The organism is Winogradskya consettensis (genome assembly GCF_018332715.1).
GTDB lineage: Bacteria > Actinomycetota > Actinomycetes > Mycobacteriales > Micromonosporaceae > Actinoplanes > Actinoplanes consettensis.
Map to the genome: position 1 here is coordinate 150,734 of NZ_BOQP01000043.1, position 15,178 is coordinate 165,911.

A 15,178-nucleotide genomic window follows, 5' to 3' on the forward strand; every position below is an offset into this window, starting at 1 on the left:
GATCATTCATCTCCGTGTCCGCGCTGTAGTACGGCGCCGGTGCCGCCATGGTTGAAGAAATCCACCGATCAATTTCCCAGTTTTTTCTTTGAACCCTTCGCCGCCGCGATCCGTAATTGATTGGACTTCCACAGCTTTCGTCGCGGGCTGTAATTGCCTGATTTCGCTGCGTCCCATTCGGGGGAACACAAAAGCCCGGCCACCTTTTCGGGTGACCGGGCCTGTTGCAGTGCTGGGCTTGTTTCAGTGCTGGATCAGGGAACGCGGACCAGTGTCTCCGCATCGCCCTTCGAGTCGACTTCCTGCACCTGGACATGCGCGATGTCGCTCTTCGGCAGAGCCGTGGCAGCCTGCAGGAGCAGGGGCTCCTTCTGCGCGGCGGTGCCCCAGCCCTTCTCCCCCACGGTCCAGGTGGAGAGGACCTCGGTGGTGCCGTCCTGGCGCACGGCGACGAGCCGGCACGCCTTCGGCCCGGAGATGTTGGCGACCGCGAAGGAGACCTGGGTGCCCCAGTCCTTCTCCTCATACGCCACCTGGAGCTTCACGCCGGTGCGGGGATCCTGGCCACCGACCAGTTCACCCTTGAGGTCCGGGCCACCGACACCGATGCCGTCTCCGGGATCGGGCAGCGGGTCCAGCGTCTTGCTCGACCCCTCCGCCACCGTCGTACCGCTCGACTTCTCGGGGGCGAACCACTGGCCACCGGCGAAGAGCGCGCCGACCGACAGCATCGCGAAGACGACAACCGCGGCGGCCAGCGTGTAGAGCCGCCGGCTGTTCGCCCTGCGCCGCTCCGTGCGGACCTCGCCGATCATCTGCTTGAGGACCAGGCCGTCCTTGCGCGACTGCTCGGTGGCCACCAGTGCGTCGGCGTCGACATCGCTGAGGATGTCCACCACCGGCAGCAGCGACTCCAGCTCGATCGCACAGGCCGGGCAGTCGATCAGATGATCCTCGAACCGTTCCGCGTCACGCTCGTCGAGCACGCCCAAGGCGTACGCGGCGACGTCGAAGTGCTGTTCCTGCGTCATTACTCGGTCACCCCCCGCTGCTGCAGAGCCGTACGCAGGGCCCGCAGGGCGTAGTACACCCGCGACTTGGCCGTGCCGAGAGGCAGGCCGAGCACATCCGCGGCCTCCGGGACCGTCTTGCCCCGGAAGTACGTTTCAACAAGGATCTCGCGGTGCGACTGGCTGAGCGTCTTGAGCGCGTCGGTCACCGTCATCAACTGCAGCACCCGGTCGGTGTCGTCGGCCGTGCTGGGGAAACTCTCCAGCTCGCGGTCGTACGTCTCCGGCGGGCGGGCACTGACGCTGCGGTGGTCGTCGATCGCGATCCGCCGGGCCACCGTCACCAGCCAGGGCCGCAGCGACTGCTGCCCCTGGGCGCCGAGCCGGTGGGCATTGCGCCACGCCCGCAGCAGCGTCTCCTGAACGATGTCCTCGGCCCGCTGCCTGTCCCCGCCGGTGAGGCGCAGAACAAACATCAACAGCGGTCCCGCGTGCTCCTCGTAGAGCATCCGGACAAGCGTGTCCTCGTGACTCGCGGTCGCGGACCCGGCCTCATGGCGGGCCTGCCGCGGCATCACGCCGTCATCATTGCCAGCACTACGGCCTCCGTCGAGAGCCTGCCACCGGCCTCCGGAACGCTGCTGTGTCATGACGCCCACCCGTTCCGGCGCGAGCCGCTCCATGACCGTCGCATGCATCGATTCCTCCTGCCGGTGCTTTCCCCGTCGCCCCTAGTACGGGCCAGCGGGCCCGCCGGGATCAAAGCGATCGGGAAAATTTCCGGGCAGTGCGGAGGCGCGGGAGCATGGACGCGCAGTCGCAAGAGATTCCTCCGGTTCAAAGCGCGTATGGGCACGACCGGTCAACCCGCCGAACACGGGCTGTCCAGGACGCGCAACAGGGGGCGCTACATCCATGGGAGCCGATACGACCCCCGGGGCACGCGAATAATACTCAGCGAAACGGCTGCAACGACAGACGCGCAGTGCGCATCCCACACGCTCGGACGATGCCGCATCAGCAGCCCGTTACGCACTCTTTACAGTGCGTCGCAAAAGCCCCTCCGGCGTCATCACTGAGTAATCCAAAAGCCACCCTGAGCAGGTCCCCCCACCCACCGCCAAAAGGTGCGAAAGCCACAATCCCCGAGATGATCCGTTTCGGAGAGTCACCACCATCCGATCCGCTAACCCCCGCACCGCGCAATCTGGATAGTCATCAACACAAGCAGCCCAGCGCGGTCATCCCGGGCGCGCCGCGCCTTCCGATCGATCCCACGGCGCGCCGCACCACCCCCCTGTAAGCCCCACCGGGCACGCCGCGCGGCCCAATCCGACCGCACCGTCACCCGATCCGGATCAGCGAGCGCGCCGCACCACTCAGCCCGGGCATGACAAGGGCACCACGCCACCCAATCCGGTCATAACGGGGAGGTCCACAGCCCCAATTCGGGCATGAGGGGGAGGCCTCACAGCGGCGATCCGGGCATGAGGGGGACGCCTCACAGCCCCGATCCGGGCACAGCCAGAGCCACCGCGCCGCCCATCCAGACTCAGCCAGGGCACCGCACCACCCAAGTGCAGACACGGCCAGGGGACCGCGCCGCCCCATCCAGGCACGGCGGGGCGGTGCGCCGTTATCGAGCGAGTTGCTGGAGCCAGTCGCGCAGGAGGGCTGCCTCGGTCGGGCGGAGGGGAAGGGCCGGGTCGCCCGCGGCGGCAAGGGCCGCGTCGAGGGCAAGGGCTCGCGCGGCGACGGTGGCGTCCACGATCGGGGACGGGTCGGTGATGAGGGAGTCGATGAGAGTGTCGCGCATCCGGATGGAGACGTCCGGGTCACGCTCGCCGGCCGGGGCACCGATCAGGGACAGCGTCACGCCGATGACGGCCGCCTGGGAGAGGCTCGCGGCCAGCGGGACCGGGACCCGGAGCCGGCCCGCGTCGGCGATCCGGCCGATGAACCTCAGGAGGAGGCGGTTGGCCTCCTCGCCGGCGGGCGGGCGGCGACCGGGCCGGTCGGTGCCGAACATCAGCAGGTAGAACGCCGGGTGGCGCAGCCCGAAATCGACGTGGCTGTCCCAGCCGCGGCGCATGTCGTCAACCGGATCGCCGCTGGGCGCCAGCGTGCTCTTCTCGGCCAGGTAGAGGTCGAAGGCGTGGATCGCCAGGGCCGCCAGCAGCCCGTCCTTGTCGCCGAACAGCTGGTAGAGCGACGCGGCCCGGATGCCGGCCGCGGCGGCGACCGAGCGGGTCGAGACCGCCTGGGCCCCCTCCCGCTCCAGGATCCCGGCCGCCACCTCGAGGATCTGCCGCCGGGTACGGGTCTTCGCGTCATCCACGTTGCAATGCTACGCCAGTTGGCGTATCACTGACTCAGACAGTGATACGCGATTCGGCGTGGCACTGATACGAGCAGGGAGTGAACGATGAACCGAGTCGGATACGGCGCCATGCAGCTCGCCGGCCCCAACGTCCTGGGCCTGCCGGAGGACCCCGGTTCGGCGCGGCGGGTGCTGCGCCTGGCGGTCGAGCTGGGAGTCACGTTCTTCGACACCGCGAACGCCTACGGGCCCCGGACCGTGAACCAGCTGATCGGGGAGGCTCTGCGCCCCTTCCCCGAGGACGTCATCATCGGCAACAAGGTCGGCGCGGGCCGCGGCCCCGGCGGATCGTGGATCGTCACCGATCACCCGGACACGATCCGGCAGCAGGTCCACGAGTCCCTGACCGATCTGGGTACGGACGTGAGCGACCTGACCTACCTGCGGCTGAGCGGCGACTACGGCGGCCTCGAAAGCGACGTGCCGCTGGAGGAGTCACTCGGCGTCCTCGTCGAGCTGCGCGACCAGGGCCTCATCCGCCGGATCGGACTGTCCGGCGCGTCCCCGGAGATGCTCGCCCGAGCGCAGAAGCTGACCCCGATCGCCGCAGTGCAGAACCGCTTCAACCTGCTCGACCGCAGCGGCGTCCAGGTCCTCGCCGACTGCGAGGCCCAGGACATCATGTTCGTGCCGTACTACCCGCTGGCCTCCGGTCAGCTCACCGATCACGCCGCGCTGACCGCCCCCGCCCAGCGCCTCGGCGCGACACCGGCCCAGATCGCCCTGGCCTGGCTCCTGCGCCGCTCCCCCGCCATCGTCCTCATCCCCGGCACAGCCGACCCGGCCCACCTGCGCGCCAACCTCACCGCAGCCGACATCGCCGCCGACCTGACCGACGCCGAGGTCACCCAGCTGACCGCCATCGCCGACGAATCCCAGGCCGCCCTCGACCGCCCCGACCAGTCCACCCTCACCATCCTCCGGACAGCCACCCTCGGCACGAGCTGACCAGAGGGCGAGGAAAGGCAGCGGCCGACGGCCCAGACCGCTTGCCCAGAGCTACCAAAGGCAAGCGGCTAGCGACGGCGCTACCAAAGCGGTGACAAGCCGGGCGCTATCGGAGGCGCGAGGTGGCTGTTGTGAGGGCTCGGTGGAGGACGCGGGAGTCGCCGAGCATGCCGCGGAGGCGGCGTTCGAGGCCGGCGATGGGGACGAGGTTCTGCGGGGCGCGGGGGTCCTTGTAGGCCGAGGAGGCGAAGCGGGGCAGGGTGGCTGCCGAGAGCTCTGCCAGCTCGATGGCCTGGTCCGGGGTGAGGTCCGGGGAGCATTCGATGCGGACGATGCCGGCCCAGGGTGCGCCCGAGGCTCCGGGGAGGCGGAGGTACCAGGACCAGCCGCCCCAGACCGTGCCCATGCCGAAGACCGGGGTGCGCTGGGCCGGTTTGAGGGAGGTGACGACCGTGGTCAGGGCCGCCGAGAGGTACTGCTTCTGCTGGGTCTTGATGTAGCCGATCGTGCGGGGCAGCTGGCGCCGGTTGCGCAGCGGGCCGTCGACCACCAGGAGGTCCGCGCCGTCGGAGCCGTGGTTGCGGGCTTCGCTGGAGATGTCGATCTCCAGGGCGGTCAGCGGGGGCTGGACGGCCGCGGGGAGTTTGCTGGCCTCGCCCGTGCCGCTGACGCGGTGGACCTCGTAGCGGACCGAGCCCGCGGTGACGTCCTCCGCTGAGGGGCTGGCGGTGAAGAGGCCGCGGGCGACGCGGGCGCCGGCCAGCTCGGCGCGGCCGTTGTGGAGGTCGCAGCGGACCACGCCGGCGGCGTAGGAGGCGGCCAGGCCCGCGTAGGACTGGCCGTCCTCCTCGGCTGTCCAGAGGCCCGCGTCGTTGCGGCGCACACCGTCGACCAGGAAGACGACGTCCGGGGGTTTCAGGCGGGCCGGGACGTCGACGGGGGCCCACTGGTCGGCGGGGACCTCGACGTCGGTGTTGACCTGGGCGCTGCTGGGTGAGCCGGGGCCGTCCGCTGCGTCGCCGCCTTCGAAGGAGGCTCCGTAGGACGGGTCCCACGCGTCGACGAACATTCTGGTCAAAGGCCAAGCCTCTCCACGTGTGCCGTACGGGCGTCCTTGTGCACCTCGAAGCGGACCGGGACCCGTTCCGCGAGGGCGTGCACGTGGGTGACCACGCCGACCATGCGGTCACCGCGGGCCGCCAGGTTCTCCAGGGTGGCCGCGACCACGTCGAGCGTGGCGGCGTCCAGGGTGCCGAAGCCCTCGTCCAGCACGATCGACTCCAGGCTGGCCGCCGTGGTCGACATGCCGGCGAGCTGCTCGGAGAGGGCCAGGGCGAGCGCGAGGGAGGCCTGGAACGTCTCGCCGCCGGACAGCGTGCGCACGGCCCGGCGCAGGCCCGCGTCGTGATGGTCGACGACGTAGAACTCGCCCTTGTCGTGCATGAGGTCGTACTGGCCACCGGTGAGCTCGCGCAGGATCCGCGAGGCGCCGTCGACGAGCAGGTCCAGCGCTTCTTCGAGCAGCCAGCGCTCGAAGTTGTTGGCGCGCAGGTGACCGGCGAGGGCCTTGGCGACCCGGTTGTCGCGGACCAGACCGGCGCGCTGCTCGGCGTAGGCCTGGGCTTCCTCGCGCCGGTCGCTGAGCCGCTGCCACGCGGCTTCTGCCCGCTCCGCCGCAACCGCCGCTGCCCGGATCAGGTCCGCGTCGGCGCCACCGGCGGGCGCCGGGAGCTCCGCGTCGGTGAAGAGGGCGACCACCTCGGTGCGGGCGCGCCGGGTCTCGGCGTTGGCTGCCTCGACCGCGGTGGCGGCCTCGCCCCGGGCCACCTCGCGCTCCTTGGCGGACTGCCGGGCCCACTCGACCAGCGTCGCCCAGGCGGCGGCCAGGTCGTCGCGGTCGGCCGGCGGGGGCGCGAACCGGGCGACCGCGTCGCGGACCGCGTCGAAGGACCGCCAGGCCGTGCGCTGCTGCTCCTCGGCTGCGGCGACCGCGGCCTGGGCGCGGCGCTGGGCCTCCCGGGTCGTACGCACGTCCGCGCCGGCGTTGTCGAGCTTGCGCTGGAGCTTGGTCAGCTCCGCGAGCCGGGTCTTGAGCGCGTCCTGGCCCGGCGAGTCGGCCAGCGCGACCTTGACCTCGGCGAGGCGCGACTTGTGATGCTCGAACTGGGCGCGCTTGCGGTCGAGGCCGCGCTCCAGCTCGCGGGCCACGGCGTCGCGCTGTTTCCAGGCGTTGGCGGCGACGTCGGAGGCCGATCGGGCGGCCTTGCCCTGCTGCTCGGCGGTCTGGACCGCGGAACCGGCCGGCATCGGCGGCACGGTGGTCACCTGCTGCTCGCAGACCGGGCATTCATGGCCGGCGGTGAGGTGGGCGCGCAGCGCGGCGGCCCGGTCGAGCGCCTGCGCCTCGGCGTAGTCGAGGCGCGCCTGCTCCAGCAGCTGCTCGGCGCCGAGCTTGGCGTGGTGGGCCAGCTCGGCGGAGGCCACGGCGTCCTTGCACTCGACCTCGGCGACGGAGACCTGCCCCGCGAACCATTCGGCCTGGTCGGTGAGGCGGTCGAACTCGATGTGCCGGTCGAGCATCAGCCCGAGCGAGCCCGCGTCACCCGCGGCCGCGAGCTCACCGCGTACTTTCTCCTCGAGCTCTTCGGCCGACCGCACGCCGGCGACCGCCTTCTCGGCAGCAACCCGCGCCTCGGCTGCGGCTCGTGAGATCTGTGCGCTTCCTTCCGGGGTACGCACGCGGCCCAGGAGAGCGAGCTCCTGAGCGACGGCATCCCGGGCGGCCGCGAGCTCGGCCTCCCGATCGCGGACCGCCTTGAGCCGCGGCACGGCCTGCTCCACCGCGGCGGTCAGCTCCCGCATGGCGGCCAGCCTCGTCGCAGCCACCTCGACTGCCTCGTCGTCGGCGTCGGCGAGGTTGGCGAGCGCCCCGTCGACGACCTGCAGCTGCGCCTCGGCCTTGCTCGCCCGCGCCGTCGACCGCGCCTGCACCTCCTCGTAGACGTGCAGCCCGAGGAGGTTGACCAGGATCTGCTGGCGAGTGGCCGGCTTGGCGTGCAGGAAGTCGGCGAACTGGCCCTGCGGGAGCACCACGCAGCTGGTGAACTGCTCGTAGGGCAGGCCGACCGCCTCGACGACGGCGGAGTCCATCTCGGCGGGGGTGCCGGCCAGCACGTCGCCGAGGTCGTCCAGGCTCATCCCGGTGTCGAGCCGGGTCACGTCGAAGCCGGGCGGCATCAGCTGCAGGCCGGCGCCGGCGGTCTTGACGTTGCCCCGGCCGTCGCGGCGCACCACCCGGGTGGCGACGTAACGCGAGCCGGCGGACTCGAAGACGAGCCGGACCCGCGCCTCGGTGGACGAGGGCGCGAGTGCGTTGACGATCCCCCGGCTGCCGCCCCAGCGCGGGACGGTGCCGTAGAGGGCGAAGATGATCGCGTCGAGCACGGTCGACTTGCCCGAGCCGGTCGGCCCGACCAGCGCGAAGTAGTCGGCGTCGGTGAAGTCGACGGTGGTCTCGTCCCGGAAGACGGTGAACCCGGCCATGTCGAGCCGCAAAGGCCTCATTTGGTGCTGCTCACCTCGTCGTAGAGCTCGTCGAAGAGTTCCCGGACGCCTTCCTCGGCGGTGCCCTTGTTGTCGAGGTAGTCGCCGAAGAGCTCACGGGGGGACCGCCCGGCGCGCTGGGCCATCCGCTCGCCGGACTTGTCGGGGATCATGTCGGGATCGATCCGCACCTCGAGCGCGTTGGGCAGCAACTCCTGCACGTCCTCGCGCAGGCCGACCCGGGGCGTCTCACGGACGAAGACACGGAGCCAGGCATCCGGAAGGTTCACCGTGGCGAGCTGTTCGATGGTGCCGCGCACCGTGCGGAGCGACTTTGCCGAGGTGATGGGCACGTCGCGGGTCTGGGCCGCCTTGTCGACGCCGACGTCCACGATCGCCACGGAGCAGACGTTCTCCTCCTCGCCGAAGTCGATCGCGAGCGGGCTGCCGCTGTAACGCACCGGGCCCGGGCCGATGACCCGCTGGGAACGGTGCAGGTGACCGAGGGCGACATAGTGCGCGTTCTGCGGGAAGACGGTCGGCGGGACGGCGTACCCCATGATGGTGTGCGCCTCGCGCTCGCCGCCGCCCGCGCTGGCCCCGACCACGGTCAGGTGGGCCGTGAGCAGGTTGACCACGCCGGGCTCGGAGAAGCCCTCGCTCAGCCGCGCGATCAGGCGCGCGATGTGATCCGCATACGTCTGGTTGGCCTCGGCGGCGGTCAGGTCGTACATCTCGACGGCGCGGATCGCGTACCGCTGGGAGAGGAACGGCAGGGCAGCGAGCTGCCACTTCTCGCCGCCCTCGGTCTCGCCCTTGAGGATCAGGTCCTCGGGCTTGTCGCGGACGGAACCGCGCAGCTCGATGCCGGCAGCGTCGGCCCAGGGCCGCAGCGCGTCGAGGGCCTGGCCGTTGTCGTGGTTGCCGCCGATGGCCACGACCCGGGCCCCGGTCTGGCGCAGCGCCGACAGCGCCCGGGTGACCACGCGGGTCGCGTCGGGCGAGGGCGCGGCGGTGTCGTAGAGGTCACCGGCCACGATGACGAGGTCGGGCCGCTCGGCGCGGGCGACGTCGACGACCTGGCCCAGGACCCGGATGTGTTCCTCGTGCCGGGTGCGTCCCTTGAGGACCTTCCCGACGTGCCAGTCGGAGGTGTGCAGGATGCGCATCGCAGAACCTTAGAACGGAATGTCGTCGTCCGAGGAGCCGCTGCGGCCGCCCACGACCGCGAACGGGTCGACGCCCTGCACGATCGAGCGCATCGTTTCGGCCGGCGGCGGCCCGGACTCGGACTTTCGGGTGGCCCAGGCCGGGAACGGGAATTCCACGCACAGCGGCACCGGGATGTCGGGCTGGTTGACGAACATCGTGCCGGGCCGGGCCAGCAGGGCGCGCTGGCGCATCGCCGGTGGCAGGAAGCCGTATTCGGGGCGGGAGGCCTCCGCCGGGTCGAGCCGGCCCACCACGCGGATCGCCGAGTTGGTGACGATGCGGCGCTCGACCTCGCTGGCGGTCTGCTGGGCGCCGATCAGGATCACGCCGAGGGAGCGGCCCCGCTCGGCGATGTCGAGCAGCACCTCCTTGATCGGCGAGGAGCCCTCGCGAGGGGCGTACTTGTTGAGCTCGTCGAGCACCACGAAGAGCAGCGGGCGACCGGTGCCCGCCTTCTCCTTGTCCTCGAATTCCGTCTTGAGGGTGACACCGACCACGAAGCGCTGCGCCCGGTCGGGCAGGTTGTGCAGGTCGACGACGGTGACCTGGGCGCTCTCCGCGGTCTTGATCTGGTGCGGGCGGCGGGCGGCGAGGTCACCGCGGATCAGCCGGGAGAGGTCGCGCTTGCTGCCGATCAGCCGGCGCGCGAACGCGTTGACCGTGCCCATGTTGACCGCGCTGCCGGCCCAGGTGGAGCGGGTCTCGTCGTCGGTGAGCTGATCGACGATGTGGTCGACCATGTCGCCGTAGGACCCGAGACGGCGCCCGTCGATGCTGATGCCGCCCTCGGCGGGGACCGCGTGCCGGGCCAGGTGGGCGGTGACGGAGTGGACGACCATCGTGTACTGCTGGCGCTCGTCGTCGGCGTCCGCGAAGACATACGGCAGCAGCCGCTTCTCGCAGAACTCCTCGATCGTCCAGTAGAAGCTGTCGACCCCGGTCAGCCGGCTCGCGACGTCGGGCGCACCCGAGGAGTCGTTGGCCCGCGGCGGCGCATAGACCCGGACGTCCGGGAAGGGCGTCGCAGGCAGATCGAGCAGTTTGTACGCGGCCCGCGTCCGATCGTCGAGTTTGGTGTTGGGGTGATCGAGGAAGAGCAGGTCCTCGCCCTTGACGTTGAAGATCAGCGCCCGCGCGTTGGTGCCGTCGGCGCCGAGCTGCCCGGAACGGAACACCGAGTAGAGCAGGAACGTCGCGAAGCTCGTCTTGGTCGCCACCCCGGAGATGCCGGAGATCGACACGTGCGCGCCGCGGGTGCCGTCGAGGAAGTCGGCGTTGAGGAAGACGGGCACGCCGTCGCGGCCGGTGCCCATCGGCACCCGGCGCTCCATCCGGTCGAAGTGCAGCGCGGCGTCGCGGGCCGCACCGGTCGCGCGGTGCACCACGGCGCCCGGGGCCGGCGGCACGTAGAGCTCCGGGTCGACGCGGGTGGTGGTGATCTCGGCTGCCTCCTGCACCAGCGCGGGCAGGGTGCCCTCGGCGATGGCGAACACGTCCGAGTCGAACTGGGCGCCCTCGTGGCGGGCCCGGACCTGGGTGACCACGCCGGCGATCGTCACCGGCTCGCGGTCGGGCAGGTCACGCTTGGTCACGACCACGTCGTCGAGCTGCAGGTAGCTGCCAGGTGTCACGGCCGTCCAGAACTGCAACGGGGTCGCGTCGGCGGTGCCCAGGACGCGGCCCACGGGGTCATTTGCCAGTTCAACTTCGTCAGACACGCCGATCATGTTGCACCAGGGGTCTGACAAGTTGACGGACGGCACGTCGGTTGGCATGCGTTGTCCACAAGTTATGGGGGTCATCCACAGACTTATCCACAACTTCTAGCGGCTCCGGGCGTACCGAAGAAAAAGATAGTCGTCCTCGGAGAGCGAGCTGAGCAGTGACATCTTGCGCGGCGGGCCGTCTTCTCCCGTTGCTATGCGGCCTGCGCTGCCGCCGGCGAGCATCGGAGCGATTGTCAGGCAGAGCTCGTCGACCAGGTCCTCCGCGAGAAGGGCCCCGAACAGGTGCGGCCCGCCCTCGCACAGAATCTGCGTGGCCCCACGTTTGTGCAGCTCGGCGATCATCCCGGCGAGATCGGTCAGCACGATGATCTCGGCGGCCTCGGCGAGGCCCGGCGGTGGCTCGGCGCCCGCGCGGGTGAAAACGAGGGGGCGGACCGGCGCGTCGGCGAAGACCAACTGCTTCGGATCGAGATCGAGGCTGCCCGAGACGATCACCATGAGGGGGAACTCGGGCAGACCTTGGCCCTTGCGCCAGGTACGGCTGTGCTCGTTCAGGCGCAGCCCGTCGTAGTTCTCCGCGCGCACCGTGCCGGCCGCGACGACCAGCGCGTCGCAGACCATCCGCAGCGTGTCGAAGATCTTCTTGTCCCCCGGGCCACCCAGCGCGCCGGACTTGCCGTCGACCGTCGCCGCCCCGTCCACGCTGCTGATGAAGTTGACCCGCAGTGTCGGGGACGCCATCCGTGGGTAGCGGTCCGCGAGGTGATCAGGGATCATGGCGAGGCCGGTCCGGTGCTGACAGTCGCACCAGGAACCACCCCGGCAGTCCTCGTGCCGCAGCTCCCGGCAGGCAGGACAGATCATGGACCAACCCTATTCGGTACGTACGCGGACCGGGCAGACACACGACGTTCGGCTGGAGAATAATGCGCCCATGACCAGGCAGCCTGTCCGCTCCGCGGGACGCCCGACGCTCGACGCCGTCGCGGCTCGAGCCGGGGTGGGCCGGGGCACAGCCTCCCGCGTCCTCAACGGCTCTTCGCAGGTCAGCCCGCAGGCGAAGGCCGCTGTGGAGGCCGCCATCGTGGAGCTGGGCTACGTGCCCAACCGCGCCGCCCGCTCCCTCGTGACCCAGCGCACCGACTCGGTGGCGCTCGTCGTCTCGGAGTCTCAGGAGCGGCTCTTCGGCGAGCCCTTCTTCGCCGGCGTGCTCCGTGGCATCAACTCCGCCCTGATGGAGACGCCATTGCAGCTGTGGCTCGCGATGGCCGCCTCGCCCGAGCAGCGTGAACGTGTCGTGAATCACTTGACGGGTCACCACGTGGACGGCGTACTGCTGCTGTCGCTGCACGACGAGGACCCGCTGCCGGGGATCCTGCGCGACCGCGGCATGCCCTTCGTGCTCGGCGGGCGGCCCGTGGACCCGCACCCCGAGGACTTCTTCGTCGACGTCGACAACGTCTCCGGCGCCCGCCAGGCGGTCGAGTTTCTGCAGGCGAACGGCGCCTCGCGGATCGCCACGGTGGCCGGTCCGCAGGACATGGAGGTCGGCCGGGGCAGGCTCGCCGGATACCGCGCGGCCGTGCGCGGCGGCGAGCTGATCGAGGTCGGCGACTTCAGCGAGGAGGGCGGCGCGAGCGCGATGCGGGCCCTGCTCGATCGCGAGCCGGGCCTCGACGCGGTCTTCGCCGCCTCCGACCTCATGGCCAGCGGTGCCATGCGCGCTCTGCGTGACGCCGGCCGGCTGGTGCCGCAGGACGTGCAGGTCGTCGGTTTCGAGGACGCGCCCGTCGCCCGCCAGACCCAGCCCCCGCTCACCACGGTGCACCAGCCCGTCGAGGACATGGGCCGGCGCATGGCAGAGCTCCTGGTCAGCCGCATCCGCCGCGAGCCGGTGGAGAATTCTCACGTTCTGCTCGACACCCACCTGGTGCGTCGCGGCACTGCCTGACTGTCTTAGGCTGAATGTGATTCAGCGCATATCTATGCGTCTTGACGGCCGAGACATGGCGGCGCAACCGGCGCGAAATGCCACCCCGGCAAGCTGGGCGCATCTCGGACGGCACCGCCGTGCCGTCTTCCAGACGGGAGGAGCTGCATGTTGCTGCGGGTACGGGTCACTCTGCCGGACCGTCCTGGCGCGCTCGGCCAGGTGGCGCGCACGCTTGGCGTCGCCGGAGCCGACATCGTCCAGGTCGTGGTGCTGGAGCGGCTCGGCGGCCGGGCCGTCGACGACTTCACCGTCGTCTGGCCGGGGGCGTCCCGCGTCGAGCGGCTCCTCGCCGGCCTCGCGGCGATCCCCGGCGTCCAGGTCGACGGCGTCTGGAAGGCGATCGGCGCCCCGGTCTCCGGCGGCCACGACGCCGAACTGCTCGCCCAGGTCGCCGCGAACCCCGCGGACGGCCTGGCCACCCTGATCGACGCCGTCCCGGGTCTGCTGGCAGCCGACTGGGCCGCGGCCGCCGTGGTCCCGGCCGACTGGGCCGCACGCTCCGCCGCGCCCCGGCCGCCCGCCGACGAGCCGTCGCTGCGGATGCACATGGACAGCGAGCCCGCGGTGGCGTATGCGAGCTGGCGCGCCCCGTCCCCGCTGCACCTGCCCGAGGTCACCCCGCTGCGCGCCCGCCCGATGCTCGGCCCCGACACCACCAAGTACGCCGTGGCGCCGTTCGGCCGGGCCGGCCTGGTCCTGGTGCTCGCCCGCTCGGACGACGACGGACTGCCCGCCGCGGCGTTCCACATCACCGAGGTCGACCGGGTCGCGCAGCTGGTCCGTGCCGCCGCCGTGATCCTCGGCGACCGCCTCGACCGGGCCGGTGTGCCTCCGGTCGCATCGGCTGTGATTGACCCCTCATAGTTCCCGCAGCTCAGGCAATGTGCAGGTAACACCGGCGAGAGACGCTTAAGTTCGATTCAAGGGAGCGTCTCGATCCGGAGGGGAGTGCCCACGCATGGCGTTGTGGCGGATCAGGGCAACAGTCGATGACCGGCCGGGCTACCTGTCGGTGCTGACAGCGAGCCTCGCCCTGCGATCGGTCAACATCCTTGCCGTCCAGGTGCACACCACCGAGGAGGGTGCCGTCGACGACTTCCTCGTCGACGCCCCCGACACCATGTCGGAGCACGAGCTGCAGGCCGCCATCGCCCGCGGCCGCGGCCGCGAGGCCTTCGTCACCCGCGCCGAGGCCCAGGGCCTGGCCGACCAGCCCACGCGCGCACTCGCGCTGGCCGGCCGCCTGGTCCACGACCCGGATTCGCTCGGCGAGACCCTGGTCGCCCTGCTCGACGCGGCCGAGGTCCGCTGGCGCCCGGCCGGCACGGTGGTGCTGCACGGCTACGACGAGCAGCACATGACGCTGATCGACCCGGCCGGCGGCACCTACGAGGTCATCCGCCCGGCCCCCGCCTTCACCCCGGCCGAATACGCCCGCGCCCAGGCCCTGGTCGAGGTCGGCAGCGCGGTCCTGCGCCGCGGCGCCGAGCAGGCCACCCTGCTGCTCCCCGACGGCAGCGAGCTCCTCATCCGCGAGGCCACCGCCGACGACCTCGACGGCGTCCGCCGCCTCCACGCCGACAGCTCCGACCAGTCCCGCCAGCGCCGCTACCTCACCGGCCTCACGGTCCCGGCCGACGCCCGCCTGCGCCGCCTCCTCGAGCCCGCCACCGGCCTCACCCTGCTGGCCATGCACCTCGACCCGGCCACCGGCGAGGAACGAGTCGCCGCCATGGCCAACCTCCTCACCGAAGGCGACCTCGGCGAGACAGCCCTCCTCGTCGGCGACGACTGGCAACGCCGCGGCATCGGCACGGCCCTGCTCCGCCGCGTCCTGGCCTGGGCCCGCCGCGCCGACCTCGAAGCCATCGTCGCCCACATCGCCGCCGACAACGTCGCCGCCCTACGCACCCTGCGCCGCTTCGGCGCCGCCCAGGGCGACCGCGACGGCAACCTGCTGAGCGTCACCCTCCCCGTCACCGAACGCCACCCGGCGACCAGAACAACCCGCGCCACGTCCGGCTGACGACCACAAACTTCCGCCGCCTCCTTGGGCGGCGGTGACAGACTGCCGTCGCTCTGAGGGCGACGGCGACACGCTCCTGCCACCTTCGGGTGACGGGTGAGAGCGGCGACGGTGGACCCCGCCCGGGTCCACCGTCGCCGATGGGTATCCGGCCCATTCGCCGCAGTGCGCCGGGCCATCATCGAACCCACGCCCTCGGTCACGATCGATCTCAGCCCGCTCTTCACCAACCCGGGCCCGAGGTTCGCCGCCGGGCACTCAGCGGTCAACGCCATCGCCCTCTACGCGATGACCCAGACCTTCCCACCCAGCGAGCGCCTGCTCGTCCTGGACTGAGAG

At 71.2% G+C, this 15,178-nt stretch carries 13 protein-coding genes; 5 read left to right on the top strand and 8 right to left on the bottom strand.

The window, feature by feature from the left end; translation table 11 throughout:
- Positions 1–254: 254 nt before the first annotated feature.
- From Aco04nite_RS35635 to Aco04nite_RS35645, 3 genes are all read right to left on the bottom strand, one after another.
- Complete coding sequence (locus Aco04nite_RS35635) at positions 255–1,031, bottom strand: anti-sigma factor family protein (RefSeq protein ID WP_213001631.1); 777 nt, start codon at positions 1,029–1,031, stop codon at positions 255–257.
- A complete protein-coding gene (locus tag Aco04nite_RS35640; RefSeq protein ID WP_203838873.1) occupies positions 1,031–1,708 on the bottom strand; it encodes a sigma-70 family RNA polymerase sigma factor in 678 nt (225 codons plus the stop codon). The genes Aco04nite_RS35635 and Aco04nite_RS35640 overlap by 1 nt, the downstream gene beginning before the upstream one ends.
- A gap of 938 nt (positions 1,709–2,646) precedes the next feature.
- Positions 2,647–3,348: a TetR/AcrR family transcriptional regulator gene (locus Aco04nite_RS35645; protein ID WP_213001632.1), complete on the bottom strand. Its 702-nt coding sequence runs from the start codon at positions 3,346–3,348 to the stop codon at positions 2,647–2,649.
- Between the two features lie 87 nt (positions 3,349–3,435).
- Between Aco04nite_RS35645 and Aco04nite_RS35650 the strand changes: the two genes are divergently transcribed.
- On the top strand, positions 3,436–4,338 hold the full coding sequence (locus tag Aco04nite_RS35650) for an aldo/keto reductase (RefSeq protein WP_213001633.1): 903 nt from the start codon (positions 3,436–3,438) through the stop codon (positions 4,336–4,338).
- 106 nt (positions 4,339–4,444) lie between these two features.
- On the opposite strand, the gene Aco04nite_RS35655 is transcribed toward Aco04nite_RS35650, so the two are convergent.
- From Aco04nite_RS35655 to Aco04nite_RS35675, 5 genes are all read right to left on the bottom strand, one after another.
- A complete protein-coding gene (locus Aco04nite_RS35655; RefSeq protein ID WP_213001634.1) occupies positions 4,445–5,416 on the bottom strand; it encodes a hypothetical protein in 972 nt (323 codons plus the stop codon).
- Positions 5,413–7,902: an AAA family ATPase gene (locus tag Aco04nite_RS35660; RefSeq protein WP_213001635.1), complete on the bottom strand. Its 2,490-nt coding sequence runs from the start codon at positions 7,900–7,902 to the stop codon at positions 5,413–5,415. Before Aco04nite_RS35660 ends, Aco04nite_RS35655 begins: the two co-directional genes overlap by 4 nt.
- The gene (locus Aco04nite_RS35665; RefSeq protein WP_213001636.1) at positions 7,899–9,050 is read right to left on the bottom strand and encodes an exonuclease SbcCD subunit D; all 1,152 of its coding nucleotides are present in this window, start codon (positions 9,048–9,050) and stop codon (positions 7,899–7,901) included. Before Aco04nite_RS35665 ends, Aco04nite_RS35660 begins: the two co-directional genes overlap by 4 nt.
- A 9-nt stretch (positions 9,051–9,059) precedes the next feature.
- Positions 9,060–10,820 (bottom strand): ATP-binding protein, encoded by a 1,761-nt coding sequence (locus Aco04nite_RS35670; protein WP_438874819.1) that lies wholly within the window; start codon positions 10,818–10,820, stop codon positions 9,060–9,062.
- Positions 10,821–10,916: 96 nt separating this feature from the next.
- Complete coding sequence (locus Aco04nite_RS35675; RefSeq protein WP_438874969.1) at positions 10,917–11,684, bottom strand: pyrimidine reductase family protein; 768 nt, start codon at positions 11,682–11,684, stop codon at positions 10,917–10,919.
- 70 nt (positions 11,685–11,754) lie between these two features.
- Here Aco04nite_RS35675 and Aco04nite_RS35680 point away from each other — a divergent pair, with 70 nt between their 5' ends.
- The 4 genes from Aco04nite_RS35680 (at position 11,755) to Aco04nite_RS35695 (ending at position 15,175) form a co-directional block, all read left to right on the top strand.
- Positions 11,755–12,771, top strand: coding sequence for a LacI family DNA-binding transcriptional regulator (locus Aco04nite_RS35680; RefSeq protein WP_213001637.1), 1,017 nt, complete (start codon positions 11,755–11,757; stop codon positions 12,769–12,771).
- A gap of 147 nt (positions 12,772–12,918) precedes the next feature.
- Positions 12,919–13,677: an ACT domain-containing protein gene (locus Aco04nite_RS35685; RefSeq protein WP_213001638.1), complete on the top strand. Its 759-nt coding sequence runs from the start codon at positions 12,919–12,921 to the stop codon at positions 13,675–13,677.
- Positions 13,678–13,771: 94 nt separating this feature from the next.
- On the top strand, positions 13,772–14,839 hold the full coding sequence (locus Aco04nite_RS35690) for a GNAT family N-acetyltransferase (RefSeq protein WP_213001639.1): 1,068 nt from the start codon (positions 13,772–13,774) through the stop codon (positions 14,837–14,839).
- Between the two features lie 165 nt (positions 14,840–15,004).
- Complete coding sequence (locus tag Aco04nite_RS35695) at positions 15,005–15,175, top strand: hypothetical protein (RefSeq protein WP_213001640.1); 171 nt, start codon at positions 15,005–15,007, stop codon at positions 15,173–15,175.
- Positions 15,176–15,178: the final 3 nt, after the last annotated feature.